Origin of the sequence: Streptomyces sp. CA-135486 (assembly GCF_050936555.1) — a bacterium.
Classification (GTDB): domain Bacteria; phylum Actinomycetota; class Actinomycetes; order Streptomycetales; family Streptomycetaceae; genus Streptomyces.
Genome location: NZ_JBNJMM010000001.1, coordinates 688,621 through 715,311, shown reverse-complemented (window position 1 = coordinate 715,311; position 26,691 = coordinate 688,621). Strand labels below are relative to the sequence as shown.

Genomic DNA, 26,691 nt, shown 5'->3' with positions numbered 1-26,691 from the left:
GCCCGGCCGTCCGCCCCCGAGGCCGGACGGCCGGGCCTTTCGGGGCGGCGGGAGCGGGGGCGCAGGACCTAATCCGCGAACAGGCCCCGCGCAGCCGCCTTCGCGTCGAAGTCCTCGAGCCGCGCCTGCGCGTCCGGCAGGTCGTCGCACATCGCCTCCAGCAGCACCCGGCCCAGCAGCATCGGTGCGCACGCCGTGTCGAAGGCCAGGCCCGTGCCGACCGCCGCCGGGATCAGCAGGTCGCTGTGGGCCGCCACCGGGGCGAAGGCCGAGTCCGCGACCGTCACCACCTTCAGGCCCGCCGTGCGTGCGTACGCCAGGGCCTCGACGACCTCCTTCGGATGGCGCGGCAGCGCAAAGCACATCAGCGCGCTCGCACCGGCGCGGCGGGCCGCGTCGATGCGGTCGGCGAGCATCGTGCCGCCCTCGTCGAGAAGGCGTACGTCCGGGTGGACCTTGGCCGCGAAGTACGCGAAGCCGCGCGCCTGCGAGGACGCGGCGCGCAGGCCGAGCACCGGAAGCGGGCGCGACGCGGCCAGCAGCCGGCCGGCGCGCTCCACCGGCGTCAGGTCGGCGAGCAGCTCGGACAGCTGGCGCAGGTTCTCGATCTCGGCCTGCACCGCCTGCTGATACTCGTTGAGGCCGCCCTGGTCCGGCTCGCTCTCGGCGGGCGCGACCTCCCGCAGATGCTTGCGCAGCGCCGGATACCCGTCGAAGCCGAGCGCGACGGCGAAGCGGGTGACGGACGGCTGGCTCACCCCGGCCAGCTCGGCGAGCTCCACGCTGGACAGGAACGGCACATCGCCCGCCCGGCGCACCATGCTGTGCGCGATCCGCCGTTGCGTCGGGGTGAGCCGATGGCCCTCGAAGAGCTGCTGCAGTCGTGCGGCAGGGCTGTCGTTCATACCGTCCCCCTCGTCAGTTCGGTCATCAGGCCGGTGAACCGGTCGAGCAGCGCCGCCGCCCCCGTCACATCATCGGTCAGCGGCCGGTCGGCCAGTTCCTCGTCGAGGACCGTCTCGGCCAGCTCGAAGGCCCGGCCGACCGGGAGTTCCGGGTCGGGCCGCAGTCCGCGCTGACGCAACGCCCGTACCGCGGGAACGAGTTCACAGCCGACGACGAGCCGGTAGGCGCGCCCCGCCCGCAGTGTCTGCCGCGCCGCCAGCGAGGCGAAGCTGGCCTGCTCCTCGACGCCACGGGACAGTACCGCGTGGCCGAGCGAGAATTCGTTGACGAGGGGGTGGGCGCCGGTCGCCAGTGCCTCGCAGAGCGCGGTGATGACGCCGGGCCGCAGCCCGGCGCCGCCCGCAAGGAGCTGGTTGGCCCGTACCGCGAGCATGGCCCGGACCTCGCGGGCGGGCAGCGGTTCGCCGATCGCCCCGGCGTGGGAGCGCAGCAGACGCAGGCCGTGGTCGGCGGCGGTCCCGGTGGGCACGTCCTCGTTCCGGTTCGCGCCGACGCCGGTGGAGCGCCCGTAGACGCGGCCGCACGCGGCGAGCTCCCGCGCGACGCCCCAGGCGACCTCGACGCGCTTCATCGCCTCGGTTCCGGGGACGGGACGGGCCGTGCCATCGGCCAGCCGGACGACGTCCGCGACCGGGAGGCTCTGTCCGTCGAGGACCACGATGCCGGTGGATGAGTCCACCATGTGGGACGACATCATGCGTAAATCCTCTATGTCGGATGGAACATCTCGCCTTCCGGGCTTCCGCAACCAGCGATTTACCCTGGGCATTGACAACCTATTCAGGTACCGAGAACTCTGCATGACTATATGCAGGCCGGGCAAGGGTCCGCTGATGATCCAATTCGAAGCTCCCGGCGGGCCTTCAGGTCCTCCCGTACGGCATGGCCGAGGATTCCGACGCCTTCGCCCTCACCCGCGAGACCGCCGACAAGTACGGCCTGAAGACGCTCGGCGACCTCGCCAAGCAGAACGGCAGGCTGGTCATCGGCGCGGCCCCCGAGGTCAAGAAGCGGGTCGTCGGCGTCATTGGCCTGAAGGACGAATACGGCGTGGAATTCAAGGAGTTCAAGTCGCTGGACTCCTCCGGCCCGCTGGTCAAGGGCGCGTTGAAGAAGGGCGACGTCGACGTCGCCAACCTCTTCACCACCGACACGGACATCGTCGCGGAGGGCTGGGTGGCACTCGCCGACCCAAGAACCTGATCCCCGGTCAGCATGTCGTTCCGCTGATCGCCGACCGCAAGGCCGACTCCACCGTACGCAAGGCGCTGGCCCGGCTCGGTGCCGTACTGACGACGGAGCAGCTGACCGAACTCAACCGCCAGGTCGACAAGGACAAGAAGGACCCCGAGGACGTGGCGAACACCTGGGCCGAGCAGCACGGTCTCGCCAAGAAGGGTGCCTGACTCCCGGCTCCCCCTAGGGGAAGACGGTGGGGCTACCCCCACTGACGGGGTGGCCCCCCGTCCGTAGCGTGAACGGATATGGAAGCCCACGACCCTGAGCTCAAGAAGGAGCTCGACGCCACCCTGCATGCCCGCCGTGAGCTGGGCGAAGAGTACGAGTCCGCGCTCGTCGACTCCTTTCTGGAGAAGGTCGGGCAGCGCCTCGACACCGTGGTGGACCGACGTGTCCGCCGAAGGCTCGCCGAACAGCAGACGGTGCTGGCCCGCGGCGCCCGCCCGCGGCAGTCCGCCGAAGCGAACTTCGGCGAGCGCTTCGGCTTCGGGATCATCTCGCTGGTGCTCGCCGTCCCGCTGTCGGCGATCGCCGTGGTCAACGCCGACCTGGTGGGCCTGACCGTGACCTGGCTCGGCATCGTCGGCGTGAACGCGGCGCACGCGGCGCGGGGGTGGCCGTGGCTGCGGGGACGGGGGGAGACGTCCGACTGGGAGGACTGACCCTCCCGTACGAAGGGTTGGCGACCGCGGACAGCCTTGCGCTGCGGGCCAGTTGACGCCCCGCCCCGGCCGCCTGGCGAACCGAGCCCCAGAAAAGAGATAGCGCGGGGACCGCCGCACCCCCGGGTTTCCCCGGGGGGCGGGACGACGGCGGTCCCCGCGTGGGACACGGTCCCGGGTCAGGGCCGGTCTCCGCGTCCAGGGCGTCTTGGGAGGTCCGGGAGCCGCTCCGGAGGTCCTAGACGCCGCTGTGGGTGCCGACTGGGATCCCTGCCCGGTTCCCCTGCCGACATCCACCAATGTGCCGGACGCGTGTTAAGCGGGTGCTGCGTGGACGTGACGCGCGCGTACCGATTGCGCGAAACCGCGTCCGTACGGGCTACTTGGCGCCCTTGGCCAGGAACGCCAGCAGGTCCTGACGGCTCACCACACCCGTCGGTTTGCCCTCGACCAGCACAATCGCCGCGTCAGCCGCACCGAGCACAGACATCAGGTCGCCGACCGGCTCGCCCGAGCCGACCTGCGGCAGCGGTGCGCTCATGTGCTTCTCCAGCGGGTCGCCCAGCGAGGCTCGCTGCGCGAAGAGCGCGTCCAGGAGCTCGCGTTCCACGACCGAGCCGATGACCTCCGCGGCCATCACGTCCGGGTGACCGGCGCCGGGCTTCACGATCGGCATCTGCGAGACCTCGTACTCCCGCAGCACCTCGATCGCTTCGCCGACCGTCTCCTCCGGGTGCATGTGCACCAGGCTGGGGATCTTGCCGCCCTCCTTGTGGCGCAGCACATCGGCGACGCTCGCGGACGGGCCGGCGTCCTCCAGGAAGCCGTAGTCCGCCATCCACTCGTCGTTGAAGATCTTGGAGAGATAGCCGCGGCCGCTGTCCGGCAGCAGTACGACGACCACGTCGTCCGGGCCGAGCCCCTCGGCCACGCGCAGTGCCGCGACCACCGCCATGCCGCAGGAGCCGCCGACGAGCAGGCCCTCCTCCTTGGCGAGACGGCGCGTCATCTGGAAGGAGTCCTTGTCGGACACGGCGACGATCTCGTCGGTCACGGTCCGGTCGTACGCACTTGGCCAGAAGTCCTCGCCGACGCCCTCGACGAGGTACGGCCGGCCGGAGCCGCCGGAGTACACCGAGCCCTCCGGGTCAGCACCGATGATCTTGACCTTGCCGTCGCTGGCGTCCTTCAGATAACGGCCGGTACCGGAAATCGTGCCGCCGGTGCCGACGCCCGCGACGAAATGGGTGATCTTTCCGTCCGTCTGCTCCCACAGCTCGGGGCCGGTGCTCTCGTAGTGCGAGCGCGGGTTGTTCGGGTTGGAGTACTGGTCGGGCTTCCAGGCGCCCGGGGTCTCCCGTACGAGCCGGTCCGAGACGTTGTAGTACGAGTCGGGGTGCTCGGGATCGACGGCGGTGGGGCAGACGACCACCTCGGCGCCGTACGCCCGGAGCACATTGATCTTGTCCGTGGACACCTTGTCCGGGCAGACGAAGATGCACTTGTAGCCCTTCTGCTGGGCCACGATCGCAAGGCCGACACCGGTGTTGCCGCTGGTCGGCTCGACGATGGTGCCGCCCGGCTGCAGCGCGCCGCTCTGCTCGGCCGCTTCGATCATGCGCAGCGCGATCCGGTCCTTGACCGACCCGCCGGGGTTGAAGTACTCGACCTTGGCCAGGACGGTCGCCTGGATGCCTGCGGTAACACTGTTCAGCCGTACCAGCGGGGTATTGCCGACGAGACTGATCATCGAGTCGTGGATGCGCACAATGTTCTCCGGGATCTCCGTAGTGATGCGGCCAGCGTAAGCCGGACCGGCTCGTGATTGGGCGACGGCTGCGACGGGGCAGTTAGCTGATGACCGAAGTAGCGCGGTTGGAGGTGGCTCGGACTGTGTCGAGGGCGAGGGTGGCACGGCGCATCGCCGCGGGTGCGGCGTACGGCGGCGGCAGCATCGGCCTGCTCGGAGCGGCGGCCGTCGGAGTGGTGCTGGCGGAGGTCCAGCTGGCGAAACGCTCGGTGGGCGGGGGGACGGCTCCGGTCCCGCCGCGCGGCGACGGTCTGTACGGGCTGGCCTTCGGGCGCATCGATCCACTGCACCTGTGCGTGCTCGGGGACTCGACGGCGGCGGGGCAGGGGGTGCGCCGCGCGGGCCAGACGCCGGGGGCGCTGCTCGCGTCCGGGCTGGCCGCGGTGGCGGAGCGGCCGGTGGAAGTACGCAATGTGGCGCTGCCGGGGGCGCAGTCGGACGATCTGGACCGCCAGGTGACGCTGCTGCTGGCGGGCCGGGGGCGGCCGCCGGACGTCTGCGTGATCATGATTGGCGCGAATGACGTCACTCATCGGATGCCGCCCACGCAGTCCGTCCGCCATCTCGCCTCCGCGGTGCGCAGGCTGCGTACGGCTGGCGCGGAGGTGGTGGTGGGGACGTGCCCTGATCTGGGCACGATCGAGCCGGTGTACCAGCCGCTGCGATGGCTGGCCCGCCGGGTCTCACGCCAGCTCGCGGCCGCGCAGACGATCGTTGCCGTCGAACAGGGCGGACGGACGGTGTCGCTGGGCGACCTGCTGGGGCCCGAGTTCGCGGCGAACCCGCGGGAGATGTTCGGGGCGGACAACTACCACCCGTCGGCGGAGGGCTACGCGACGGCGGCGATGGCGGTGCTGCCCACGCTGTGCGCGGTACTGGGCCTGTGGCCGGAGTCGGACCGGCTGGAGCCGGAGCGGGACGAGGACATGCTGCCGGTGGCGAGGGCGGCGGCCACGGCGGCGGCGGAGGCGGGCACGGAGGTCACGGGTGCGCGTGCGCCCTGGGCGCTCCTGAAGCACCGCAGGCGTCGTCGCCTGCCTCCGACGACCGCCCCGTCGGAGACGCCGGCACCGTCTCCGACGGAGGTGCGGCGGTCGTAGGGGCGCGGTGTCTCGGCGGGCGAGGGTGGGGCTCGGGCCGACGTGGCCCGGGCGGGAGGCTTTCCCCCACCCCGCCGGTGTTTGAGGCGCGGGGTCCGGGGCACCAACTGAGCGCTCGCTTAGAAAAGAGGTCCTCATCACACGCCTCTCCCCGTGACCCGAGCCATACGTACCGGTAACTTCCCAACCAGCCCCCTCAACCCAACTTGCCTCGCCCTCTGGAGCCGTGATGCCCGAAGCCGTGATCGTGTCTGCCGCCCGCTCCCCCATCGGCCGCGCCTTCAAGGGCTCCCTCAAGGACCTGCGGCCCGACGACCTGACCGCCACCATCGTGCAGGCCGCCCTCGCCAAGGTCCCCGAGCTGGACCCGCGCGACATCGACGACCTGATGCTCGGCTGCGGCGGCCCCGGTGGCGAGCAGGGTTACAACCTGGGCCGCGTCGTCGCCGTGCAGATGGGCATGGACCACCTCCCGGGCTGCACCATCACCCGCTACTGTTCCTCGTCGCTGCAGACCTCCCGCATGGCGCTGCACGCCATCAAGGCGGGCGAGGGCGACGTCTTCATCTCCGCCGGTGTCGAGACGGTGTCCCGCACCGTGAAGGGCTCCTCCGACGGGCTCCCCGACACCCGCAACCCGCTCTTCGCCGAGGCCGAGGCCCGCACCGCCGCTGTCGCGCAGAGCGAGGGCGCGGGCTGGCAGGACCCGCGCGAAGACGGCCTGCTCCCGGACGTCTACATCGCGATGGGACAGACCGCCGAGAACCTGGCCCGCCTCAAGGGCGTCACCCGCCAGGAGATGGACGAGTTCGGCGTCCGCTCCCAGAACCTCGCCGAGGAAGCCATCAAGAACGGCTTCTGGGAGCGCGAGATCACCACCGTGACGACCCCGGACGGCACGGTCGTCGCCAAGGACGACGGCCCGCGCGCCGGCGTCACCCTGGAGGGCGTCCAGGGCCTCAAGCCCGTCTTCCGCCCCGACGGCCTCGTCACCGCCGGCAACTGCTGCCCCCTCAACGACGGCGCCGCCGCGCTCGTCATCATGAGCGACACCAAGGCCCGTGAGCTCGGTCTGACCCCGCTCGCCCGGATCGTCTCCACCGGCGTCTCCGGCCTCTCCCCCGAGATCATGGGCTACGGACCTGTCGAGGCCAGCAAGCAGGCGCTGTCCCGCGCCGGGCTGACCGTCGACGACATCGACCTGTTCGAGATCAACGAGGCCTTCGCCGCCCAGGTGATCCCCTCGTACAAGGACCTCGGCATCCCGCTGGACAAGCTGAACGTCAACGGTGGCGCCATCGCCGTCGGCCACCCCTTCGGCATGACCGGCGCGCGGATCACCGGCACGCTGATCAACGGCCTGCAGTTCCACGACAAGCAGTTCGGTCTGGAGACCATGTGCGTGGGTGGTGGCCAGGGCATGGCCATGGTCATCGAGCGCCTCAGCTGAGTCCCGGCCGGGCTCCGGCGGAGCCTCGGCCGGGCACGGGAAGAGCGCTGACCGACCCCTTTCGGGCCCCCGCGGAACTCAAGTCGTGACTGAATCTCCCCCAGGATGTGACCTATCTCCTGGGGGAGAGCCATTTACGCAGGTCACAGTGGTGATGCGGCTAAACGCCAAGCCCAAACTTCTGTCCAATTCGTGACGTAATGCACTGACAGGGGGAGCGGGCTCACCGCAAGCTGTTGTAGGAAGTCCGGGGGATCGATTGAAACCGGGAGTACGTCAGTGAGCGCCATGTCTCTTGCCCTGCTGCTGACCACCGCCGCCGCGACGGCTGTGGGCGCGGCTGCGCTGCACGCCGCGCACGGGCTCCGCAAGCAGGTCACAGCGCTTCGCGCGGAGCTGTCGACCTCGCACGGGGCCGGCCGCATCGCCACCGTGCCGCAGGCCCGTCAGACCCCCGCCGCCGAGATACGGGCCGCGGTCGCCGAGGCGCTCGCCGAGGAGCGCGAGCGGGAGCTGGCGGAGGCACGCGCCTTCTGGGCCGCGCAGGAGACCCGCGACGTCGCCGACGCGCCGTCGCTGCTCGGCGGCCTGGCCGCGCCGGGCGAGGAGCTTCCCTTCTACGTTCCGCGCCAGTCCGACTTCGTGGGCCTGGAGGCGATGGACTTCGAGGCGGTCGAGGCGCTCGACGACCTGGCGGACCTGCCCGAGGTGACGGAGTTCGCCGAGGACTCCCCCGAACTGGCGGCGGCCCGCCGCCGGCACCCCTCGCACCCCGACTTCGTACCGGTCCAGACCCCGGTGGTCACCGACCACGAGCGCACGGTCGCCCGCCTGGAAGAGCTCGCGGATACGCGCACGGAACTCGCCGACGTACGCCCCGGGCCGCTCGGCACGCTGGATGTGTACGTCTTCGCGGACGGTACGACCCTGTGTATGACCCCCGGCCACCGCGAGACCGCCGAGCGGCTCGCCGAGGCCCTGCGTACCGGCGACATCCCCGTCCTGCTGGGCGGCTCCAGCATCTCGGGCGCGTACGCGCTGACCTTCGCGTGCGGCGAGGAGAGCGTCTACATCCTCGCGGACCGCGTCATCGCCTCGCTGTAGCCCCGACCGGCGGTACGAGCACGGCCCGCACCGCCTGCGCCTTGCCGCATGGCCCCGGGCCTCGCGGGACGCCGTACCGGCCCAGCCAGCTCCGTCGCAGGCACAGCGCCCCCTCAGGCCCCCGTCGCAGGCGGGGCCCACCCCGCACCGCAGAACGGCCGCACCGGCCCTGCACGGCGCCGCGCAGGGCGCGCTACAGCCCCGCCCGTCCCTCCGCCGCCCGCACCAGGGCCACCGCCTCGGACATCTCCTCCACGGAATCGGGGCTGGAACCGGGACGGGCCTCCCGAAGCGCTTCGGCCAAATCGTGGCCCGCGACCATCAGCTGATCCGCGATCGCGAACAAACCCCCGTCCGGCATGATCCTCGGAGTGCTCCCCGGAGCCTCGATCCGCTGGGCACGCAGTGCCAATTCCCTGGCCAGCGCCAGCCCCTCCGCCGCCGCACCTCGCTGCAGGCGGCTCTGCGGGGCGGCCCGCAGACGATCGGCGAAACGCTCCACCGTGGCCGTAAACTCAGTCGTATCCAGCACCCCGCGACCCTATGCGCCGCCCCCTGACTGTTGCCAATACGCGAACGCTCAGGCACGGTGGCGTGAAGGAGCACACGCGCAACGCGTCCGGAGGCGCCGATGTCCCAAGTCTTCTCCGAAGAGACCCATCGAAATCTGCTCTCCCGAATCCCCCACTGCACCGGTCGTGATATTTCCGACTGGCTTCGCACGGTCGATGAAGGCCCGTCCCTCTTCCGCTTCGAGGAAAAGGTCAGCTGGCTCCGGAGCGAACACAACCTCGCTTACGGACATGCCAAAGCGATCATTCATGAGTACGACCTGAGGCGGGCAGCGCGCAAACTGCTCTAGCTAGGTCCCAAGACGCCGAAGGGCCCGGCCGGCAGTGCCGTACGGGCCCTTCGTCACGCCCGGTCGAGCCGGACGCAGGACGACTAGTCGTCGCCGCTGAAGATCGCCACCAGTCGCAGCATCTCCATGTAGATCCACACCAGCGTCACGGTCAGACCGAAGGCCGCGAGCCAGGACTCCTCGCGCGGCGCGCCGTAGGCGATGCCGTCCTCGATCTCCTTGAAGTTGAGCGTCAGGAAGAAGCAGCCGATCAGGATCGCGAGGATGCCAACGATGGCACCGAGCGGGCCCATGCTGCGCAGACCGCCGTCCTCGACGCCGCCGAAGACCACCAGCAGGAGGTTCACGGCCATCACGACGATGAAGGCGATCGCGATGGTCATGCCGATCCGGGCATACCGTGCGGTGACCCGGATCCAGCGCTGCTTGTACATGATCAGCGTGGCGCCACTGACCGCCATCGTGCCCAGCACCGCCTGGAAGGGCGCACCCGACCAGACGCTGTTGTACATCTCGCTGATGACGCCGAGGAAGATGCCCTCGAACGCGGCATAGCCGATGATCAACGCGGGCGACGGCGTCCGCTTGAAGGACTGGACGATCGCGAGGACGAAGGCCACCAGGGCCGCCCCGATGGCCAGCCCGTAGCTGGTCGAGGAGACGGGCAGCACCGCCCAGGCGAGAACGGCGCCGACGGCGACGGTGCCCAGGGTGATCGCGGTGCGCGAGACGACGTCGTCCATCGTCATGGCGTTCGTACGGACCGGCGCCGGGGCGCCGTACTGCGTGTCAGCGGGTGCGTACGGGTTGGTCGCGTACGGGTTCGCCGCACCCTGTGCGTAGGGGTTTCCGACGGCGGGGCCCCCGGCCTGCGGCTGCTGCGCGTTGAAGCCGGCGTAGCCGTTGTCGCGGCTGAACCCCCGTCGCGAGAAGACCGGGTTGCTGCTCCTCATCTCACTCCTCCATGGCCACCCTGCGCGGCCTTGGGGTCAAGAGTAATGCGGAAGCAAAAGGAGCACCCTAGTGCTCGGGGAGGATCTTTCCACGATCGTGACCGGCGGGCGGCGGGACCAAGACCGCTACCGGCCCCGGTGAACAGTGGGGGGTGGGCGGTCAAAGTGCCCGGAACCGGACTTGAACCGGTACGCCCCCGAGGGGCAGCGAGGTTTAAGCTCGCCGTGTCTGCTTTCCACCATCCGGGCGTGACGCGCGGCTCCGCGTTGGTACACGAGCCTATCCGGGTGGATCACCTCGCCCGCGGGCCCCTGGCCCGATGTTGTCTTATTTTATTGGCTTCTGAGGGTGCGTCAGTGCAGGTAAGAGCGCATTCGTACCCGCCGCGCGCTGCCCCCGGCCGCCCCCGCGTCCACATGGGATTGACGGAAACTCGCCTCCTCACGCCCCAGGTCACCTCTCTGTTCTCATCTCTGGTCGCGTCTCAGGTCCCGTCTCGCTCGTCTCAGCTCTCGGCTGCTCCCGTCTCAGGGACGCCGTCATACCAAAGGAGGAGGAACGGGCCGGGCGGTCCGACCCAAGAGGGCCTCAGGAACGGGCACCGGGACTGACGATCCGTAACCGGGCGGCGGACAGGATGGGGTGGTTCCCAACGACCACCCCGACAGGAGAGTTCCCTCGTGACGACCACCCCCATCGCTCACCGCGCCACCGCAGTGGCAGCCCGCGCCACGGATCTGTCCAAGGTGTACGGACAGGGCGAGACCCAGGTGGTCGCGCTGGACCGGGTCACCGTGGACTTCCGGCAGGCGGAGTTCACCGCGATCATGGGCCCGTCCGGCTCCGGCAAGTCCACGCTGATGCACTGCGTGGCCGGCCTGGACAGCTTCAGCTCCGGGTCCGCACGGATCGGTGAGACCGAGCTCGGGTCGCTCAAGGACAAGCAGCTCACCCAGCTGCGCCGGGACAAGATCGGCTTCATCTTCCAGGCGTTCAACCTGCTGCCCACGCTGACCGCGCTGGAGAACATCACGCTCCCGATGGACATCGCGGGACGCAAGCCCGACAAGCAGTGGCTGCAGCAGGTCATCGACATGGTGGGCCTCAAGGACCGGCTCAGCCACCGCCCCACCCAGCTCTCCGGCGGCCAGCAGCAGCGCGTCGCCGTCGCCCGCGCCCTCGCCTCGCAGCCGGACATCATCTTCGGTGACGAGCCGACCGGAAACCTGGACTCGCGCTCGGGCGCGGAGGTACTGGGCTTCCTGCGCAATTCGGTACGGGAGTTGGGGCAGACCGTCGTGATGGTCACCCACGACCCGGTGGCCGCCTCCTACGCCGACCGGGTGATCTTCCTGGCGGACGGCCGGATCGTCGACGAGATGATCCATCCCAGTGCCGACGGCGTCCTCGACCGGATGAAGGAGTTCGACTCCAAGGGCCGGACCAGCTGACCGACCGCTGCTCCGCAGACCCCTCCGGCTCTCACCCCAGGACTGACAGACATGTTCCGTACCGCCCTGCGCAATGTGCTCGCGCACAAGGCCAGGTTGCTGATGACCGTGCTCGCCGTGATGCTCGGCGTGGCCTTCGTCTCCGGCACCCTGGTCTTCACCGACACCCTCGGCAACGCCTACCGCAAGCAGTCGGCCAAGAGCTACGACAACGTCGCCGTGGCCGTCACCACCTTCGCCGACCAGGGCGACGGCAAGAAGAACGCCGGCATCGACACCAAGACCCTGGAGAAGATACGGGCTCTGGACGGCGTCGCCGGCGCCACCGGCCGGGTCTCCGGCTTCGCCGGGGTCGCCGACCAGGACGGCAAGCTGATCGGCAACGGCTGGTCCAACACCGGCGCGAACTTCGCCCCCGGCAAGGACGGCAAGGACGCCTCGTACACCTTCACCGACGGCTCGGGCCCGGTGAAGGACAGTCAGATCGCCCTCGACGCGGACTCCGCCGCCGAGGGCAAGTACCGGGTCGGCGACACCGTACGGGTCGCCACCAACGGGCCGGTGAAGGAGTACACCCTCGCCGGCGTCTTCACCACCGAGGACGGCGCCGTGAACGCGGGCGGCAGCCTCGTGCTCTTCGACACGTCCGTCGCGCAGAAGCTGTATCTGCAGCCCGGGTACTTCAAGGACGTCACCATCACCGCCGCGGCCGGCGCCTCCGACCAGAAGATCCTGGACGGGGTCAAGCCGCTGCTGCCCAAGGACGCCGACGCGCAGACCGGCAAGCAGCTCGCCGACGAGCAGGCCCGGCAGATCGAGCAGGGCCTGTCCAACCTGAACACGATGCTGCTGGCCTTCGCGGCCATCGCCCTCTTCGTCGGCGTCTTCCTGATCGCCAACACCTTCACCATGCTGGTCGCCCAGCGCACCAAGGAGCTGGCGCTGATGCGCGCCGTCGGCGCGTCCCGCCGCCAGGTGAAGCGTTCGGTGATCCTGGAGGCGGCGGTGGTCGGCGCGATCGCCTCCGTGGTCGGCTTCGCGCTCGGTCTCGGGCTTGCCACCGGGCTGCGCTCCGCGATGACCGCGTTCGGCGCGAAGGTGCCGGCCGGACCCCTGATCGTCTCGCCCACCGCGGTCGCCGCGGCGTTCGGCGTCGGTGTGCTGATCACCGTGCTCGCCGCGTGGCTGCCCGCCCGCCGGGCCGCGAAGATCCCGCCGGTTGCAGCGATGGGCAGCGCCCACCTCCCCGCGACCACCAAGTCCCTGGTCGTACGCAACTCCATCGGCGGCGTCATCACGCTGGCCGGTGTGGGCGCGATCGCCGCCGGTGCGGCGGTCGGCAAGGACAGCGGCCGGATGATCATCGGGGTCGGCGCGTTCCTGTCGCTGATCGGCATCATCGTGCTGATCCCCCTGCTGTCCCGTCCGGTCATCGCGCTGGCACGACCGCTGCTGAACCGGGTGTTCGGCGTGTCCGGGAAGCTGGCCGGCCAGAACGCGGTCCGCAACCCGCGCCGCACCGGCGCCACCGCCTCGGCGCTGGCGATCGGTCTCACCCTGGTCACCGGGCTCACGGTGCTCGGCGTCACGATGGGCCGGGCCGTGGACAAGATGACGACGGACAACCTCCGGGCCGACTACATGGTGGAGATGGCCGGCGGCGGCGCGCTCGACAGGTCGGCGGTCACCGCGCTGGAGAAGGCGAAGGGCGTCAGCGCGGTCTCCCCGCAGCAGGCCACCTCGCTGGAGATCAAGGGCACCTGGCATTCCGTGTCCGCGGTCACCCCGGGCGCCGTGGAGAAGGTCATCGACCTCAAGACGGTCGCCGGTTCGCTGGCCACTCTCGGCAAGGGCCAGCTCGCGGTTGCGGAGAAGGAGGCGAAGTCGAACGGCTGGAAGGCCGGCGACGTGGTGCCGGTGACGTTCGGCGACACCCGCGACGGCGGCAAGCCGGAGACGAAGAACCTCACCGTCGGCGCGGTCTACGAGGACAACGAGTTCCTCTCGCCGGTGCTGGTGTCCACGGCCGTTCTCGCGCCGTACGAGGCGAAGCCGTACATCCCCGAGATCTGGGTGAAGATGGACGGCGGCGCCACCAAGGCGAACGAGCAGGCGCTGGTGGACGCGCTGGGCGACAGCCCGGCGATGAGCATCATGGACAAGCAGGACATCCGCAACAAGTTCGGCGGCATGATCAACACCATGCTGAACATCATGTACGGACTGCTGGCGATGGCCCTGATCATCGCGGTGCTCGGCGTCATCAACACCCTCGCGATGTCTGTCTTCGAGCGTCAGCAGGAGATCGGCATGCTGCGGGCGATCGGCCTGGACCGCCGCAAGGTCAAGCGCATGATCCGCCTGGAGGCGGTGGTGATCTCGGTCTTCGGCGCGGTGATCGGTGTCGGGCTCGGATCCTTCCTGGCCTGGGCGATCGGCGAGACGATCAGGTCGAGCATCCCCGGTTACGCGCTGGTCGTGCCGTGGGACCGGATCGGGATCTTCCTGCTGCTGGCCGGCGTGGTCGGCGTGCTGGCGGCGCTGTGGCCGGCGCGCAGCGCGGCGAGGCTGAACATGCTGACGGCGATCAAGACGGAGTAGTTGCCGCTGCCGGTGTGGCGGACCCCCGGCCCGGCGGGGCCGGGGGTCCGCCACGTCTGTTCTCAGCGCCAGTCGCGGGCGCGCAGGGGCAGTCCGGAGGCTCTGCCGTCCGGGGTCTTCACCGCCAGGATCTGGTTGACGCCGATCCGGTTGCGCTCGAAGGACAGCGCGCAGGCGGCCATGTAAAGCCGCCAGACACGGGCCCGGCCCGGGGAGCTGTGGCCCACCGCCTGACGCCAGTTCGCCTCCAGATTGGCGACCCAGCGGCGCAGGGTCAGGGCGTAGTGCTCGCGGATGGCCTCCAGGTCCCGCACCTCGAACCCGGCCTGCTCGAGGAGCGCGACCGTACTGCCCACGGGTGCGAGCTCGCCGTCGGGGAAGACGTAACGGTCGATGAACTCATCCACGTGGTAGGCGGATTCGTCCTTCTCGGGGCGGCGGGCGATCTGGTGGTTGAGGAGCCGGCCGCCGGGCCTGAGGAGGGAGAGGAGCTGGGTGGCGTACTCGTGGTAGCGGACCGCCCCGACGTGTTCGGCCATACCGATGGAGGAAATGGCGTCGAACGGACCGTCCCTGACGTCCCGGTAGTCCTGAACGCGGATCTCGATCCGGTCGGTGAGGCCCTCTTCGGCGATGCGCTTGCGGGCGTAGGCGGCCTGCTCCCGGGAGAGGGTGACGCCGGTGACCTGGACGCCGTACTCACGGGCGGCTTGGATGGCCATGGAGCCCCAGCCGCAGCCGACGTCGAGGAGCCGGTCGCCCTCCTTGAGGGCGAGCTTGCGGCAGACGAGGTCGAGCTTGTCGCGCTGCGCGTCTTCGAGGCTGCCGCCGTCCGTCCAGTACGCGCACGAATAGACCATCGACGGCCCGAGGACGAGCTCGTAGAAGCCGTTGCCGACGTCGTAGTGGTGGCTGATGGCCTTCTTGTCGCGGCGCTTGGTGTGCAACGGGCCGCCCCTGCGCCGGCGGACTTCCTCGACGGGTGGGGGCGGGGGCGGGAGCACGCCGCCGATCTTCAGCAGGCCACGGGCGGCGGCGCGCAGGCGGGGGTCGCGCAGGGGGTGGACGGCGCGTCTTTCCTCGCCGCGCTCGTCGCGCTCCCAGACGATCCCGGCGAGCAGGTCGAGGGCGGCGTACAGATCTCCGTCGACATCGATCTCCCCGGCGACCCAGGCCCGGGCGAGCCCGAGTTCCCCCGGCCGCCACAACAGCCGCCGCAGGGCACGCCGGTGCCGTACGACGAGCACGGGCGCGCCCGGCGGCCCGGCCTCACTGCCGTCCCAGGCCCGCACCCGGACCGGGAACGGGGCTCCCAGCAACTCCTCGGCAAGAGTGATCAGCCGCATCGCGGCGTCGCCCATGGCGTACTCCTCCGTGACGATGGATCCCAGAACTGCTCCAGCGCGCACTTCAGTGAACAATCCGACCACATTGGGTGCTTCCCGCGCAGTTGCAATACGCGGGCAAAATGCCGTGACCTGGCGCGGGGCACGGTACGCAGCACGGCGCCGCGGCCCGGGGGCCGCCGTCACAAGGCCGCGCCTCCGGGGAGCCGCCCCCCGGCGCGAAGGAGCGTGCACCGGCGCACGGGCAACTCCGCGCCCCAGGTGGGAGCCGTGCGGAAAGTCAGCGCCCAACGCGGGGCGGGCGACGCGAAGCTGCCGAGCCGGGGAACGGGGGGCCGTGCCCCCGGTCAACGGCGGGCGGGTGGGCAAACGCGGCGTCCGGGCGCGCCCAGCGCCACGTCACCCGGCCCGGGCGTGCCGAAGGGGCCGCCCGCACCACGGATGGCGGGCGGCCCCTTCGGGGTGGACTTAGGAGGCCTTCGCCTTTTCCGGGGTCGGCGCGGACGCCGACGGCGCCGGCTTCGCCGCCTCGTAGAACTCCTCGCGCGGCGTCTCCATCGCGCCGAGCGAGACGACCTCACGCTTCAGGAACATCGCCAGCGTCCAGTCCGCGAAGACCCGGATCTTGCGGTTCCAGGTCGGCATCGCCATGCCGTGGTAGCCACGGTGCATGTACCACGCCAGCCGGCCCTTGAGCTTGATCTTCACCTTGCCCATGACGATCATCGCGACGCCCTTGTGCAGACCGAGACCGGCCACCGCACCCTTGTTGGCGTGGCTGTACTCCTTCTGCGGGAAGCCCCGCATACCGGAGATGACGTTGTCGCCGAGGACCCGCGCCTGACGCAGCGCGTGCTGGGCGTTCGGCGGGCACCAGGCGTTCTCGACGCCGGCCTTGCGGGCCGCCATGTCCGGAACCTGCGCGTTGTCGCCCGCGGCCCAGATGTAGTCGGTGCCCTGCACCTGAAGCGTCGTCGCGGTGTCGACGTGACCCCGCGGGCCCAGCGGCAGGCCGTAGCGGGCCAGCGCCGGGTTGGGCTTCACACCGGCCGTCCACACGATGGTGCTGGAGTCGACCTCGAGGCCGTTCTTCAGCACCACGTGGCCGTCCACGCAGGAGTCCATCGACGTCGACAGGTAGATCTCGATGCCGCGGGCCTCGAGGTGCTCCTTGCCGTACTTGCCCAGCTTCGGGCCCACCTCGGGAAGGATCTTGTCCGCCGCGTCGACCAGGATGAAGCGCATGTCCTCGCGCTCGACGCTCGCGTAGTACTTGGCCGCGTCGCGCGCCAGGTCCTCCACCTCGCCGATGGTCTCCGCGCCGGCGAAGCCGCCTCCCACGAAGACGAAGGTCAGCGCCTTGCGGCGGACGTCCTCATCCGTCGTGGAGTCGGCCTTGTCGAGCTGCTCGAGCACGTGGTTGCGCAGGCCGATGGCCTCCTCGATGCCCTTCATACCGATGCCCTGTTCGGCGAGGCCGGGGATCGGGAAGGTGCGGGAGACCGCGCCGAGCGCGACGACCAGGTAGTCGAAGGGCAGCTCGTACGCCTCGCCGACCAGCGGCGAGATCGTCGCGACCTTGCGGTCCTGATCGATGGTGGTGACTCGGCCGGTGAGCACCTCCGCCTTGGGCAGCACGCGTCGCAGCGGGACGACGACATGCCGAGGCGAGATGCTGCCGGCAGCAGCTTCGGGGAGGAAGGGCTGGTACGTCATGTACGAGCGCGGGTCGACGACCGTGACGGTCGCCTCGCCATAACGCATCTTCTTCAGAATGCGTCGAGCTGCGTACAGGCCTACGTACCCACCGCCTACTACGAGGATCCTGGGACGCTCCGTGGTGCTCATGGCATCGAGTATCCACCCCCCTCGGAGGGGGTGCTCGTGAGCCCCTTCACAAGCTAAGGACTCACCTCTGCTACACTGCGCGGCCCACGTGACCGAGGTCATGGCGCCGCAGGGGAACCACGGTATAGGAGGAGACGTTGTTCACCCCTCGTGAGCTGCCCCTACGCGGCCGCCCCGGCGTGGACCACGGGTCCGCTTCACATCCCCGCAACGCGCCCCGCGCGGCCCGAAATACGCGCCCGAGGACCTCATCGACAGGCCGGAGGGGCCTTTCACCTCTCTTAGGTGCCCTTCAGGGCCCCATCAGGGCACTTTTCCTTGTGAAGAACTTCACGAAGTTCGTTCCAGGACCGGCCCTACGCGATCGACGAGCCGATCCCGTCCAGGATGTCGTGCTCGCTGACGACCACTTCCCGCGCCCCGGTCCGCTCCATGATCGCGAGCAGCACGAGCGCCCCGGCACCGATGACATCCACCCGTCCGGGGTGCATCACGGAGATCCGTGTGCGCTCCTCATGGGTGGACTTCAGCAGCGCCTCGGTGACGTCCCGTACCTGCTCGTAGGAGATCCGCGAGTGGTGGATCGCCGCCGAGTCGTACATGTCGAGGCCCAGCGCGATGCCGGCCACCGTCGTCACCGAACCGGCCAGGCCGACCAGCATGCGGGCCTCGCGCAGCGGGACGGTCTCCTCCGCCAGGTCGAGCGCCGCCTCGATGTCCGCGCGGACGGCCGCGATCTGCTCCGGCGTCGCCGGGTCGCTCAGCGTGTGCCGCTCGGTCAGCCGTACGCAGCCGATGTCGACAGACCGCGCGGCCAGCACATGTTCCTCGCCGACGACGAACTCCGTCGAGCCGCCGCCGATGTCCACCACCAGGCGCTCCTCATGTCCCGGCAGGCCCCCGGTGGCGCCGATGAAGGAGAGCTCCGCCTCCTCGTCCCCGGTGATCACCTCGGGCTCCACGCCCAGGACGTCGAGCACCCCGCGTACGAAGTCGTCGCGGTTCTCCGCGTCGCGCGAGGCGGAAGTGGCCACGAAGCGGAGCTTCTCGGCGCCGTACTCCTTGATCAGCGCGGCGTACTCGCGGCATGCGGCGAACGTCCGCTCCAGCGCCTCGGGCGCGAGCCGGCCGGTCTTGTCGACGCCCTGCCCGAGCCTGACGATGATCATCCGCCGTTCCAGGTCGACGAGTTCACCCGTCTCCCCGTCCACGTCGGCGATCAGCAGCCGGATGGAGTTCGTACCGCAGTCGATGGCGGCGACCCGGGTCACTTCTCGTCCTCCTCTTCACAAGGGCTCACACACGGACCCTTGCTCCACCACTGGGGCAGCATCGCGATCGCCTCGTCGCCCAGCGGATTGACGCCGGGCCCGGCCGCGAGCGAGTGCCCGACCAGCACATGCAGGCACTTCACCCGGTCGGGCATGCCGCCCGCGCTGGGGAAGCCCTCCAGCACCTCGATCGCGTCACGTCGCGCGATGTAGTCCTCGTGCGCCGCGCGGTACGCGGCCGCCAGCTCCGGGTCCCCGGCGAGGCGCTCGGTCATCTCCTTCATCACGCCGTTCGCCTCCAGCGTGCCGATCGCCGACGCGGCCCGCGGGCAGGTCAGGTAGTACAGCGTCGGGAAGGGCGTGCCGTCGGGCAGCCGGGGCGCGGTCTCGACGACATCCGGCTGTCCGCACGGGCAGCGGTGCGCGATCGCGCGCAGCCCGCGCGGCGGGCGGCCGAGCTGCTCCTTGAACGCGGCGATGTCCGCGTCGGTCGGCTCGGTCGGTGCAGTGGTGGGTGGAGGGGTTTCCATGCCTGCGTCTGTCTTCTCGTTCGGTTCGTGGTCGGGCGGCCCGGCGGGTCCGCCGCCGTGCGGTACGGCTGGGACCCGGGCCCCATGATTGCGGTGCCGCGCTAGCGGCGCGTGTCGGCGTTGTCGACGCCGTCCCAGACGTTGGAGTACCAGGGGCGGTCGGCCGCCTCCTCTTCGGTGCGGCGCTGCTCGGCGGCGTCGGGGTCGATCATGGTGTAGCCGGTCTCGCCCGGCAGCACCAGATGCAGATGCTCGCGGGCGAGGCGCTGGATGTACTTGTCGTCCTGGAGGCGCGCCTTCTCGTCCCGGAGCCGTTCGACCTGCTGCCGGGCGTCCGCCATCCGGCGCTGCTGGTCGCTGATGTCGGCGCGCTGGGACACGTACTGCCGCATCGGATACGCGAGCGCGACGACCAGCGAGCAGACCACCAGTGCCAGAAAGGCCGCGCGGCCGGTGAGCCGGGAGCGGCGGGCCTGGCGGCGGCTCTGCGAACGGTAGACGCGAGCGGCGGTCTGTTCGCCGAGCAGTCGCAGCCGTGTCGCGGTGGAGAACCGGTCCTGGTCCCCTTTGCGTGCCATGATCTCGCCTCCCCGTTACGCGCGTACGTCCCCGGACACGGTACGGGACCGCGACCGGGGACGTATGCAGGCGGGAGCCTCAGCCCCGCACGGGCGTCAGCCCCTTTGGGGCATCAGCCTTTGGGGCATCAGCGCCTTACGGGCCTCAGCCCTTGAAGCGCGGGAACGCCGAGCGGCCCGCGTACACCGCCGCGTCGTCGAGGATCTCCTCGATGCGCAGCAGCTGGTTGTACTTGGCGACGCGCTCGGAGCGGGCCGGGGCACCGGTCTTGATCTGGCCGCAGTTGGTGGCGACGGCGAGGTCGGCGATGGTGACGTCCTCGGTCTCGCCGGAGCGGTGGGACATCATGCACTTGAAGCCGTTGCGCTGGGCGAGCTCCACGGCGTCCAGGGTCTCGGTCAGCGAACCGATCTGGTTGACCTTGACGAGCAGAGCGTTCGCGGCGCCGTCCTCGATACCGCGGGCCAGGCGCTCCGGGTTGGTGACGAAGAGGTCGTCGCCGACGATCTGGACCTTGGTGCCCAGCTTGTCCGTGAGGACCTTCCAGCCGGCCCAGTCGTCCTCGAAGAGCGGGTCCTCGATGGAGACGAGCGGGTAGGCCGCCACGAGCTCCTCGTAGTACTCGGTCATCTCGGCGGCCGAGCGGGACTTGCCCTCGAACTCGTAGAGGCCGTCCTTGTAGAACTCGGACGCGGCGACGTCGAGCGCCAGCGCGATGTCCTTGCCCGGGGCGTAACCGGCCTGCTTGATGGCCTCGAGGATGAGGTCCAGGGCGGCGCGGTTGGAGTCCAGGTTCGGCGCGAAGCCGCCCTCGTCGCCGAGGCCGGTGGAGAGGCCCTTGGTCTTCAGGACGGACTTGAGGGTGTGGTAGACCTCGGCGCCCCAGCGCAGAGCCTCGGAGAAGGACTCGGCGCCGATCGGCGCGATCATGAACTCCTGGATGTCCACGTTGGAGTCGGCGTGCGAGCCGCCGTTCAGGATGTTCATCATCGGAACGGGCAGCAGGTGCGCGTTCGGGCCGCCGAGGTAGCGGAACAGCGGCAGGTCGGAGGCCTCGGAGGCGGCGTGCGCCACGGCGAGGGAGACGCCGAGGATGGCGTTGGCGCCGAGGGAGGACTTGTCCGGGGTGGCGTCCAGGTCGAACATCGCCTGGTCGATCAGGCGCTGCTCGGTGGCGTCGTAGCCGACGAGCTCCGGGCCGATCTGCTCGATGACGGCGAGGACGGCCTTCTCCACGCCCTTGCCCTGGTAGCGGTTCTGGTCACCGTCGCGGAGCTCAAGAGCCTCGAACGCACCGGTGGAGGCGCCGGACGGAACAGCAGCACGACCCGTGCTGCCGTCGTCGAGGCCAACCTCGACCTCGACCGTGGGGTTGCCTCGGGAGTCCAGGATTTCCCGGGCTACGACGACGTCGATGGACGGCACGAGCATCTCCTTCTGGGATGTGACGCTTGAAGTGCAGGGTCTCTTTGGCCTTGCGACATGAGCCTAACCGGCTCCAGGGCTGTGGCCAGCCGATGCCCGCCCGCTGGGACAAAAAAGGGCCTCAAGGCTCGCGACAGGGGACAAAGGGGTACGAGATCTACCTGCGGGTAACAGTCTGCGGCCGCAAGTGGGGGTGACAGACAGAACCCCGGCCCGGCGCGTACGGGGGAAAACGCGCCGAGCCGGGGTGGCTGGGGGGACGGGGGTCCCCCGCTTCCGGTGGGCCGCCGGGTCCACCGGATCCGGGGGCCGGATGTCCGGTCCCGGACGACTGATGTCAGAAGTCCGGGGGCGGGGCCGGCTCAGGTCGAGCTGCCGGCCCGGATCCTCGGGTCAGCTCAGGTGGAGCTGCTGGCCCGGGTAGATCACATCGGCGTCGCTGATGATGTCCTTGTTCAGCTCGAACAGCTTCGTCCAGCCGCCCTTGACCTTCTCGGCCTGGGCGATCTTGCCGAGCGTGTCGCCGGCCTTGACCTTGTACTCGCCGTCGCCCTTCTTGAAACCCGTGGCCTTGGCGGCGGGCTTCGGGGCGGCGGGGCGCGCGGAGCGGGTGGTGGGGGCCTCGGCGCGCTTCGGGGCGGGCTTCGCCTGCTGCGTGGTGCCGGAGTCGGCGGAGCCGCCGTCGTACGAGGCGTTGGACAGGCCCACACCGCAGTTCGGCCATGCGCCCTTGCCCTGGCCCGCGAGGACCTTCTCGGCGACGGCTATCTGCTGCTCCTTGGAGGCCAGGTCGGCGCGCGAGGCGTAGGAGGTGCCACCGAAGGCGGCCCAGGTGGAGTTGGTGAACTGCAGGCCACCGTAGAAGCCGTTGCCGGTGTTGATGGACCAGTTGCCGCCGGACTCGCACTGGGCGACCTGGTCCCACTCGGCGGCGGTGGCGGCGGAGGCCGAGGTCGCGCCCAGCAGCGGGACCGCGACGGCGGCGCTGGTAACGCCGGCGAGCGTGGCGATGCGAGTGGTCTTCGACGGGCGGCGGTGCTTGCCCTTGCTGGAAAACAGCATGGAACGTCTCCTCACCGACGCCTACGAGGTGAGCTGTCGGGTTCGGGCCTGTGAGTTGCCCGGTCGTGCGTCCTAGCGCGCGACTTCACCCCTAGCCGGTTGGTGACCACCTCTCAGTGGCCGGGGCCGGCGCTTACCTTGGGTCCCCCGCTCCTGCCTTCGGCGCTCTACGCGACGACTGCTCCCCCCGACCGACGGCAGGATTCGGCGTGACGGTCAGTGGTGCCCGCGATGGCGAGCGGTCAGACCGTAAACACACCTCTCCCCGATGTTCAAAAGATGAACATCGGGGAGAAATCGCCCATCTCGCCTCTCCGGTAACACTCGTTTCCGCAGGTAGCGGGCGGAATGAGCGATTCCGCCCGACGAGTCATGCCAGTTGGGACAAAGAGACTCATGTCTCACTTGCGCAGACTCGGACATAAGCCCGCGAACTGCCGCTACTTCGCGTCCAGATCGAGGCTCTGGCCAGGAAGGATGAGGTCGGGGTTGTCGCCCACGGTCTGCCGGTTCGCCTCATAGAGCGCGGTCCAGCCGCCGGACAGGTTCTCCTTGTTGACGATCGCGGACAGGCTGTCGCCGGTCTGGACGGTGTACTCGCCCTGCGCGACGTCCGAAGTATCACTCTTGTCCGCTTCGGCGCGAGCCGGGCCGTCACTTCGCGAGGCATGACGCCCCGCTTCGCGCGTGTTGTCTGTATTGCCCGACTCGGTCTCTTCCGGGGCGGACTCCCCGCGGTGCTTGCCGCTTCCGCTGTCGGCGCCCGCGTCCGCACTCGGGGAGGCATCGGGCGTCGCCGGCGCCGTAGCGTCCGCGGACGGTTCGGCGGACGGCTCGGCAGCCGGCTCCGCGGTCTCGGACGGCGCGGTCGACTTCGCCGACGTATCCGGCGCCGCCGGGGCGCTCTGCCCGGGCAGGGGCAGGACGCCCGGATCCACGCCGGTCGCGGCGCCGTCGTTCTCCAGCCCCGCGATCGCCGCGCAGCCGGGCCAGGCCGCCGGGCCCTGCGCCTCCAGGACCTTCTCCGCCACCGCGATCTGCTGGGAACGGCTGGCGAGATCGGCGCGCTCCGCGTACGCGGAGCCGCCGAAGCTCTGCCAGGTCTCCTGCGAGAACTGCAGCCCGCCGTAGAAACCGTTGCCGAGGTCCGCGCTCCAGATGCCGCCGCTCTCGCACTCCGCGACCCGGTCCCACATGGAGGCGTCGGCGGCGGAGGCCGAACCGGCACCGAGGAGGGGGATCGCGATGGCCGATCCGGTCACACCTGCCGCGACGACGATGGCCGGAGCCTGACGGGGTCGGCGGTGTCGACCATTACCGGAGAGCATGCGGTTGCCTTTCGCGTGACTGCCGAGACGGCAGTGAAAGTAGCCGCATACGAAGGCATGTCACAAGTCGATGCAGCGGAGATCACGTGAAAGTCACAGTCTTGACAGATCGTCAGATCTGTCGAGCTGTGAACTCAACGGGCAGGGTGCGCAATCCACGCATAATGAGCCCCCCACGCCACCGCAAATCGGCTGGATCGCCCGCAAGCCGCAAGTCCGGCATTCTCCTGAGCAGTGTGGCGAGCGCGGTCTGCCCCTCGAGGCGGGCGAGCGGCGCACCGAGGCAGTAGTGGATGCCGTGCCCGTATCCCAGATGCTTGTTGTCGCGCCGCGACAGGTCGAGGGTGTCCGGTTCGGCGAACCGCTCCGGGTCCCGGTCCGCGGCCGCGAGCACGACGAGTACGGGATCTCCCGCCGCGATCTGCTGGCCGCCGATGGCGAGCGGCTCGGTGGCGAACCGCCAGGTCGCGAGCTCCACGGGCCCGTCGTACCGCAGCAGTTCCTCGACCCCGGTCTCCAGCAGACCGGTCTCACCCGCGTCGAGTGAGGCCTGGAGCCTGTGGCGCTGGTCCGGGTTGCACAGCAGGGCGTACACCCCGTTGCCGATGAGATTGACCGTCGTCTCGAAACCCGCGAAGAGAAGAATGAAGGCCATCGCGGCGGCTTCGTTCTCGGTGAGGTGCTCGCCGTGGTCGCTGGCGTGGATGAGGCCCGAGATGAGGTCATCACCCGGATTCTCCCGTTTGCGGTGGATGAGTTCGGCGAGATAACCGCGCATCTTCTTCACGGAACGGGCCACGCCCCCGCGCGGCCCACCGCCGTGCCGGATCATCATCCCCGCCCAGTCACGGAAGTCGTCCTGGTCCTCGCGCGGGACGCCGAGCATGTCGCAGATGGCGTAGATGGGAAGTGGGAACGCGAACTCATGAATGAGGTCCGCGGTCCCCTTCTCCACGCTGTGCTGATTTTCGAGGATCGTGTCAATGAGACGGTCCGTCAACTCCTGCACCCGCGGCGCGAATTCGGCTACCCGGCGCGGGGTGAACGCCTTCGACACGAGTCGACGCAGCCGGGTGTGGTCGGGCGGGTCGATGTTCAGCAGATGCGTCATCAGCTCTGCCTTGCGCTCGCCCGGGATGCCCGTTCTGCCCTTGGCGTGCGCGGGCTCGTCATGATGTGCGGGGTTCTTCGAAAGCCGCTGGTCGGCAAGCGCCTGCCGCGCGTCTCCGTACCGGGTCACCAGCCACGCCTCGACCCCGCTGGGCAGCCGGGTGCGGTGCACGGGGGCGTGCTCGCGCAGCCAGGCGTAGGCCGGGTAGGGGTCGGTGGCGAACTCCCAGGTGAAGAGTTCCGGTGCGGGTGTGTTGCTCACTCCTCGACGTTATCGGGCTGCCCGTCGAGCGCCTTCCCGGCACCGGGGCACCACAAGGTACTAACCGGCGTGCCGCTCAACGGCCCGGATCGCATCCCGGTAGGCCCGGGCAGCAGCCCGCAGCGCGGCCTCCGGGTCGGTGCCGGACGCCTCGGCACGGGCGGCGAGGGCGAGCAGTTCGTACCCGATGCCCTCGCCGGCGGGCAGCGGCACGGTCAGTCCCGCGGTACGGACCCTGCCCGCGAGCTTCGCGGCCAGCGCGAGGCCGGGCTGGCCGAGCGGCACGCCGTCCGTCACCGAGTCACGCTGCTTCTCTATCGCCTTCGTGCGGAGCCAGTGCTCCTTGACGTCGTCAGGGGTCTCGGCGCTCTCGCCGCCGAAGACATGCGGGTGGCGGTGGATCAGCTTCTCGACGATCGTCCCGGCGACGTCGTCGACGGAGAACGGCTCCGCACCGTCTTCCTCGCGGCCCTCCTCGGCAATGCGCGCGTGGAAGACGACCTGGAGCAGTACGTCCCCGAGCTCTTCGCGCAGCTCGTCACGGTCGCCGTCCTCGATCGCCTCGACGAGTTCGTACGCCTCCTCGATGCCGTACTTGGCGAGGCCCTTGTGGGTCTGCTGCGAGGACCACGGGCATTCGAGCCGGATCCGGTCCATGACCTGCACGAGGTCGAGGAGGCGGGCGCCGGGCAGATCGTACGAGCCCGGCAGCAGCTCCAGATCCGGCATCTGCACCCGCCCGGACCCGGCGAGCCGGGCGAGCCCGTCGGTCAGGGCCTGGTCGCCCTCACCCGAGGGCAGGACCACGACGGTCCGGCTGCCGACGCAGGCGTCGACCAGCTCCTGGGCGGTGGGCGCGGTGATCTCGACCCCGATGCCCGCCTCGCGCAGATACGGCAGCTGCGGGTGCCCCTCGTCGGCGCACAGCACCCGGTCCGCTGCGTGCAGTGTCTGCCACGCGGGCCAGGACAGCAGTCCGGGGGCCACGCGGTGGCTGGCGGTGAGCAGGACGATACGGCCGGGGGCGACGGGTGCTTCTGTGGTCACCCCTCGAACCTACCCCGGGCTACGCACCGGCCTCGACGGGCTCCTGCTCCTTGCTGACCTGGCTGATCCAGGGGGCCTTGTAGCTGCCGAGCTCCAGCTTGTTGTCGTCCCAGACGCCGAAGCGGGGGTTGACGTCGATGTGCAGCGACTTCGCGGCGGCGGTGAAGGCCTGGTTGAGCTTCTGCTGCCCCTCGGGGGTGTTGGTGGCACCGAGGGCGGTGGCGAGCTTGCTGACCAGGATGTCGCGGCGTACGACGTCGTTGAGCTGGTCCGGGGCGACGCCGCGCTGCTGCAGATACATGGCGGTCAGCTGCTCCTCACCGCCCGACTGCTGCACGAGCGCGGCCCGCGCGTCCAGGATCTCCTTGCGGTTGACCTTGACCCCGGCGTCGTCGGCGGCCCGCTGCACGACCTCCTCGACGATGAGGTCGTACAGCTTGGCGCGGCTGAGCTGCCCGCTGTCCTTGATCAGCTGGGCGGACTGGGGCGAGCGCTGCTGTGCGGCGCGCACGTCCTTCACCTTCGCCTGGACGGTGGCCACCTCGATCCGCTCCCCTCCGACGACGGCGGCGGCGCCCGGGTGGGCCTCGCTGCCGCAGGCGGCGAGGAGGGGCGCGGCGGAAAGGAGAGCGGCGGAGACGGCGAGCGCGGTGCGACGGCGGCGGTGCAAAGGAGCCTCCCGGC

The 26,691-nt window shown here is 70.0% G+C and carries 23 protein-coding genes, 1 tRNA gene, 1 pseudogene and 1 riboswitch; of the genes and pseudogenes, 8 read left to right on the top strand and 17 right to left on the bottom strand.

Annotation, left to right across the window (positions count from 1 at the left end; translation table 11 throughout):
- Window positions 1-68: 68 nt before the first annotated feature.
- Window positions 69-905: a MurR/RpiR family transcriptional regulator gene (locus tag ACQEVG_RS03290; protein WP_432976686.1), complete on the bottom strand. Its 837-nt coding sequence runs from the start codon at window positions 903-905 to the stop codon at window positions 69-71.
- Window positions 902-1,660, bottom strand: coding sequence for an aromatic amino acid lyase (locus tag ACQEVG_RS03285; protein WP_432985010.1), 759 nt, complete (start codon window positions 1,658-1,660; stop codon window positions 902-904). The genes ACQEVG_RS03290 and ACQEVG_RS03285 overlap by 4 nt, the downstream gene beginning before the upstream one ends.
- A 155-nt stretch (window positions 1,661-1,815) precedes the next feature.
- Here ACQEVG_RS03285 and ACQEVG_RS03280 point away from each other — a divergent pair.
- A pseudogene (locus ACQEVG_RS03280) lies at window positions 1,816-2,372 on the top strand (ABC transporter substrate-binding protein); the annotation flags it as partial.
- 78 nt (window positions 2,373-2,450) lie between these two features.
- Window positions 2,451-2,867, top strand: coding sequence for a hypothetical protein (locus ACQEVG_RS03275; protein WP_432976683.1), 417 nt, complete (start codon window positions 2,451-2,453; stop codon window positions 2,865-2,867).
- Between the two features lie 379 nt (window positions 2,868-3,246).
- Here the strand turns inward: ACQEVG_RS03275 and ACQEVG_RS03270 are convergent, their stop codons facing one another.
- Window positions 3,247-4,635 carry a cystathionine beta-synthase gene (locus ACQEVG_RS03270; protein ID WP_432976680.1) on the bottom strand — a complete coding sequence of 463 codons (1,389 nt, stop codon included), beginning with the start codon at window positions 4,633-4,635 and terminating at the stop codon, window positions 3,247-3,249.
- Between the two features lie 89 nt (window positions 4,636-4,724).
- Between ACQEVG_RS03270 and ACQEVG_RS03265 the strand changes: the two genes are divergently transcribed.
- The 3 genes from ACQEVG_RS03265 (at window position 4,725) to ACQEVG_RS03255 (ending at window position 8,331) form a co-directional block, all read left to right on the top strand.
- Window positions 4,725-5,777, top strand: a complete 1,053-nt coding sequence (locus ACQEVG_RS03265) for an SGNH/GDSL hydrolase family protein (protein WP_432976677.1) — start codon at window positions 4,725-4,727, stop codon at window positions 5,775-5,777.
- 229 nt (window positions 5,778-6,006) lie between these two features.
- Window positions 6,007-7,227, top strand: a complete 1,221-nt coding sequence (locus tag ACQEVG_RS03260) for an acetyl-CoA C-acetyltransferase (RefSeq protein WP_432976674.1) — start codon at window positions 6,007-6,009, stop codon at window positions 7,225-7,227.
- A gap of 288 nt (window positions 7,228-7,515) precedes the next feature.
- Window positions 7,516-8,331, top strand: a complete 816-nt coding sequence (locus ACQEVG_RS03255) for a hypothetical protein (RefSeq protein ID WP_432985007.1) — start codon at window positions 7,516-7,518, stop codon at window positions 8,329-8,331.
- Between the two features lie 193 nt (window positions 8,332-8,524).
- On the opposite strand, the gene ACQEVG_RS03250 is transcribed toward ACQEVG_RS03255, so the two are convergent.
- Window positions 8,525-8,863: a hypothetical protein gene (locus ACQEVG_RS03250; protein ID WP_432976671.1), complete on the bottom strand. Its 339-nt coding sequence runs from the start codon at window positions 8,861-8,863 to the stop codon at window positions 8,525-8,527.
- A gap of 99 nt (window positions 8,864-8,962) precedes the next feature.
- Between ACQEVG_RS03250 and ACQEVG_RS03245 the strand changes: the two genes are divergently transcribed.
- Window positions 8,963-9,193, top strand: a complete 231-nt coding sequence (locus ACQEVG_RS03245) for a DUF4287 domain-containing protein (protein WP_360883100.1) — start codon at window positions 8,963-8,965, stop codon at window positions 9,191-9,193.
- A gap of 83 nt (window positions 9,194-9,276) precedes the next feature.
- On the opposite strand, the gene ACQEVG_RS03240 is transcribed toward ACQEVG_RS03245, so the two are convergent.
- Together ACQEVG_RS03240 and ACQEVG_RS03235 are read right to left on the bottom strand one after the other, a co-directional pair.
- Window positions 9,277-10,146 carry a Bax inhibitor-1/YccA family protein gene (locus ACQEVG_RS03240; protein ID WP_432976668.1) on the bottom strand — a complete coding sequence of 290 codons (870 nt, stop codon included), beginning with the start codon at window positions 10,144-10,146 and terminating at the stop codon, window positions 9,277-9,279.
- Between the two features lie 166 nt (window positions 10,147-10,312).
- Window positions 10,313-10,395, bottom strand: a tRNA-Leu gene (locus ACQEVG_RS03235).
- A gap of 432 nt (window positions 10,396-10,827) precedes the next feature.
- Here ACQEVG_RS03235 and ACQEVG_RS03230 point away from each other — a divergent pair.
- Window positions 10,828-11,598 (top strand): ABC transporter ATP-binding protein, encoded by a 771-nt coding sequence (locus ACQEVG_RS03230; protein ID WP_432976665.1) that lies wholly within the window; start codon window positions 10,828-10,830, stop codon window positions 11,596-11,598.
- Window positions 11,599-11,649: 51 nt separating this feature from the next.
- Window positions 11,650-14,199, top strand: coding sequence for an ABC transporter permease (locus ACQEVG_RS03225; RefSeq protein WP_432976662.1), 2,550 nt, complete (start codon window positions 11,650-11,652; stop codon window positions 14,197-14,199).
- Between the two features lie 62 nt (window positions 14,200-14,261).
- Here ACQEVG_RS03225 and ACQEVG_RS03220 read toward each other — a convergent pair whose 3' ends face one another.
- From ACQEVG_RS03220 to ACQEVG_RS03170, 11 genes are all read right to left on the bottom strand, one after another.
- Window positions 14,262-15,560, bottom strand: coding sequence for a class I SAM-dependent methyltransferase (locus ACQEVG_RS03220; protein ID WP_432985004.1), 1,299 nt, complete (start codon window positions 15,558-15,560; stop codon window positions 14,262-14,264).
- Between the two features lie 453 nt (window positions 15,561-16,013).
- Window positions 16,014-17,393, bottom strand: a complete 1,380-nt coding sequence (locus tag ACQEVG_RS03215) for an NAD(P)/FAD-dependent oxidoreductase (RefSeq protein ID WP_432976659.1) — start codon at window positions 17,391-17,393, stop codon at window positions 16,014-16,016.
- 356 nt (window positions 17,394-17,749) lie between these two features.
- Complete coding sequence (locus tag ACQEVG_RS03210; RefSeq protein WP_432976656.1) at window positions 17,750-18,664, bottom strand: exopolyphosphatase; 915 nt, start codon at window positions 18,662-18,664, stop codon at window positions 17,750-17,752.
- The gene (locus tag ACQEVG_RS03205) at window positions 18,661-19,194 is read right to left on the bottom strand and encodes a DUF501 domain-containing protein (RefSeq protein ID WP_432976653.1); all 534 of its coding nucleotides are present in this window, start codon (window positions 19,192-19,194) and stop codon (window positions 18,661-18,663) included. The genes ACQEVG_RS03210 and ACQEVG_RS03205 overlap by 4 nt, the downstream gene beginning before the upstream one ends.
- A 101-nt stretch (window positions 19,195-19,295) precedes the next feature.
- Window positions 19,296-19,772: an FtsB family cell division protein gene (locus ACQEVG_RS03200; RefSeq protein WP_432976650.1), complete on the bottom strand. Its 477-nt coding sequence runs from the start codon at window positions 19,770-19,772 to the stop codon at window positions 19,296-19,298.
- A 145-nt stretch (window positions 19,773-19,917) separates the two neighbouring features.
- Complete coding sequence (eno, locus tag ACQEVG_RS03195) at window positions 19,918-21,204, bottom strand: phosphopyruvate hydratase (protein WP_360884865.1); 1,287 nt, start codon at window positions 21,202-21,204, stop codon at window positions 19,918-19,920.
- A gap of 387 nt (window positions 21,205-21,591) precedes the next feature.
- Complete coding sequence (locus ACQEVG_RS03190; protein ID WP_432976646.1) at window positions 21,592-22,260, bottom strand: transglycosylase family protein; 669 nt, start codon at window positions 22,258-22,260, stop codon at window positions 21,592-21,594.
- Between the two features lie 3 nt (window positions 22,261-22,263).
- Window positions 22,264-22,435: riboswitch (cyclic di-AMP (ydaO/yuaA leader) on the bottom strand.
- Between the two features lie 265 nt (window positions 22,436-22,700).
- Window positions 22,701-23,588, bottom strand: a complete 888-nt coding sequence (locus ACQEVG_RS03185) for a transglycosylase family protein (RefSeq protein WP_432976643.1) — start codon at window positions 23,586-23,588, stop codon at window positions 22,701-22,703.
- A gap of 112 nt (window positions 23,589-23,700) precedes the next feature.
- A complete protein-coding gene (locus tag ACQEVG_RS03180) occupies window positions 23,701-24,960 on the bottom strand; it encodes a cytochrome P450 family protein (protein WP_432976640.1) in 1,260 nt (419 codons plus the stop codon).
- Between the two features lie 60 nt (window positions 24,961-25,020).
- Window positions 25,021-26,007: a nucleoside triphosphate pyrophosphohydrolase gene (locus ACQEVG_RS03175; protein ID WP_432976638.1), complete on the bottom strand. Its 987-nt coding sequence runs from the start codon at window positions 26,005-26,007 to the stop codon at window positions 25,021-25,023.
- A gap of 19 nt (window positions 26,008-26,026) precedes the next feature.
- Complete coding sequence (locus ACQEVG_RS03170; protein WP_432976636.1) at window positions 26,027-26,677, bottom strand: SurA N-terminal domain-containing protein; 651 nt, start codon at window positions 26,675-26,677, stop codon at window positions 26,027-26,029.
- Window positions 26,678-26,691: the final 14 nt, after the last annotated feature.